The sequence below is a fragment of the Desulfatiglans sp. genome (genome assembly GCA_012513605.1).
Lineage (GTDB): Bacteria > Desulfobacterota > DSM-4660 > Desulfatiglandales > HGW-15 > JAAZBV01.
Map to the genome: position 1 here is coordinate 1 of JAAZBV010000117.1, position 2,670 is coordinate 2,670.

The 2,670-nt window shown below is 40.8% G+C and carries 2 protein-coding genes; one reads left to right on the forward strand and one right to left on the reverse strand.

What is annotated here, in order from left to right; translation table 11 throughout:
• Nucleotides 1–522: 522 nt before the first annotated feature.
• Complete coding sequence (locus GX654_15805; GenBank protein ID NLD38327.1) at nucleotides 523–1,293, forward strand: ADP-ribosylglycohydrolase family protein; 771 nt, start codon at nucleotides 523–525, stop codon at nucleotides 1,291–1,293.
• A 241-nt stretch (nucleotides 1,294–1,534) separates the two neighbouring features.
• On the opposite strand, the gene GX654_15810 is transcribed toward GX654_15805, so the two are convergent.
• The gene (locus GX654_15810; GenBank protein NLD38328.1) at nucleotides 1,535–2,392 is read right to left on the reverse strand and encodes an MBL fold metallo-hydrolase; all 858 of its coding nucleotides are present in this window, start codon (nucleotides 2,390–2,392) and stop codon (nucleotides 1,535–1,537) included.
• Between the last annotated feature and the right edge of the window lie 278 nt (nucleotides 2,393–2,670).

Consider the following 2,670-nt stretch of genomic DNA (forward strand, 5'->3'; position numbering starts at 1 on the left):
AAAAACCCTTGTTAAAAGGGCGCTGTTAGCACTTAAGGCTTAAAATTATAATTCGTAGAGACAAGGCATGCCTTGTCTCTACAATTGTTCAACTGGGCATATTTATCCGCCTTCGGGAGACCCTTCTTCCTTGATACTTTTTGGTATAAATTCGGTGTTGCATGAAATTCATCTTTTTATATAACCACGAAGGGCACTGAGCTCACGGAGAAAGAAAAAGATTTTTTTTTTATAGGGTCGGGGTTCATCCCCGACCATTTACAAAGTAGCTGTATAAATATATCACCCGATTCTATTGCCCGCGAGAATGGGATTTTTTTACTGGACCAATTCTTAAAATAAATCTCTGTGTTCTCCGTGTTCTCTGTGATGAAAAAAAAGCTATTGTATTTTGTCCAATGTATATTTAGATAAAATTTTTTTATATATATGCATAAAATTTGAATTGCTGTAGGGGCACAGCGCCTGTGCCCATGCCTTGCTGGTTTTTAGAAATCAACATTTATAGGAGACACAAATAATATGATCGGGTCAATAGCTGGAGACATAATCGGTTCTGTTTATGAATTTAACAACATCAAGACAAAGGCATTTCCCCTCTTCTCCCCTCTTTCCAGGTTCACTGATGATACTGTCCTTACCATTGCATTAGCAAACGCCATTATTTCTGGAATTCCCTATGTTGAATCTATAAGGGAATTCGGAAGGGCCTACCCGAGTGCAGGTTATGGCGGTTCATTTAAAAACTGGCTTTTCTCTGAAAACACTACCCCATATAACAGCTGGGGCAATGGCTCTGCCATGCGAGTGAGCCCTGTCGGTTTTGCCTTTAACAGCATTGATGATGTACTAAAAGAGGCAAGGCTCTCAGCAGAAATAACACACAATCATCCCGAAGGAATAAAAGGGGCGCAGGCCACTGCCCTTGCAATATATCTCGCCAGGAAAGGGGCAGACAGGGATATGATTAAAAAAGAGATCCATGACAGGCTTAATTATGATCTTGACAGAAGTGTTGATGAAATCCGCGTTAACTACACCTTTGACGTATCATGCCAGGGCACAGTGCCGGAGGCTATAATATGTTTTCTTGAATCACGCTCATATGAAGATGCCATACGTAATGCCATATCTCTTGGTGGTGACAGCGATACCCTTGCCTGTATAACCGGAGGTATTTCAGAGGCCTTTTACGGGGCTGTTCCAGAGGATATTATTAAAAGAGTGAAAGAAATTTTACCCGATGATCTCATGAATATAGTAAATAACTTTTATAAGAAATTCATGAATTAGTGATAGAGTTTGAAGAAGTTGATTAGAAAAAGGCGTAATTTATTCTTTGTTATATGACTCTTTTTTCGTAGGGTGGCCTTTTACAGGCCACCATTTACCGATTGCAATATCTACAGAACTTATCTTATTCTTGCTTAAATATTATATAACTATTGCTAAAACCGGTGGGGTATAATCTGCCACCGTCAATAGGCTATGGCAGGATAAGAACCCCACCCTGCATCTATTATAAAGGATAAAACTAGTTCTCATCATCACGCCATTCCCAGTCTCTTCCGCCCTTGAACACTGCTGCATTCATCTCGTTGCTCAGGAAGAGCAGGTTTGAGCCCTGGAACTGTAAGGCCATATTCAGGAAGAACTCACCCGTTGTCTTGGTGTTGGCAAGCTCCACCTCTGTAGCGGCAAGATATTTCTTCATATAGGTAAAGGAGGATGAGTCAAAGGGCATACCCGGTTTCTGATGGCCTGGTATAACAGTCTCTGCGCCAAGCTTTTCAAGCATCTCAACATCCTTGAGCCACTGTTTTCTTTCATCGGCGTTAATCTCGCATGTGAACGGATGAGACTCATTAAAGAGCACATCGCTTCCGTAAAGGAGCTTAATCGATGGCACCCACACAACAGTATTATATTTGAGGTCGCCCATGATCTTGGGCATGATCTCTATTCGGTTACCTTCAAGCTCAAAAAACTTGTCCTTCATTGATTCTATATTAACAGCCTTTCTGGGGACATTTGTCGGCCCTATGATCTTTACCCAGTGATCAATCTTACCGAACATCTGTTTGTTGATGGTGCTTGCCACCTCCGGAAGTGCTATAACCTTTGCCTCAGGAAAGGCATCCTTGATCGGGCCAAGTCCAAAATAGTGATCCGGGTGCGCGTGGGTCACATATATGTACTTGAGGTTCTTACCCGTCTCAAGTATCTCTGCCACCACCCTGTGACCGTTTGAAAGGGTCCACTGGGTATCAAGGATTGCAGCATCCTTCTCACCCATAAGGATTACAGTGCAGACAGAAAATCCGCTTTCAGAGCTGTAAAAAACCTTTGCTGAAAGTTTACCAGGTCCATTGTCAACAAATCTTACTTCCATATTATGCCTCCTCTTTTGTTTTATTATTTTATTAATTACAGGAAGTTGTCCCGCTATCGTAAGGCTTACCAATATACACCTTTTTTTGTGCTATTCAAGACCAAATATTATTTGAACCAGGCTTATACATATGTTACAAGACATAGTATTTATCAATAAATTCCGGTTAGGGAATTGCAGGTAGAAAAGGTAATAAAAATAAAATAAAAAAAAGAGGTTGATGTAGAATTTGCTTGACAAATCAAATGGTTAGGGGGTCGCAAATTTGTAACTACTTG

What these genes read in the sequence shown, in the direction of transcription:
- GX654_15810 (NLD38328.1), bottom strand. Translation starts at nt 2,392, where the DNA reads ATGGAAGTAAGATTTGTTGACAATGGACCTGGTAAACTTTCAGCAAAG.
- GX654_15805 (NLD38327.1), top strand. Translation starts at nt 523, where the DNA reads ATGATCGGGTCAATAGCTGGAGACATAATCGGTTCTGTTTATGAATTT.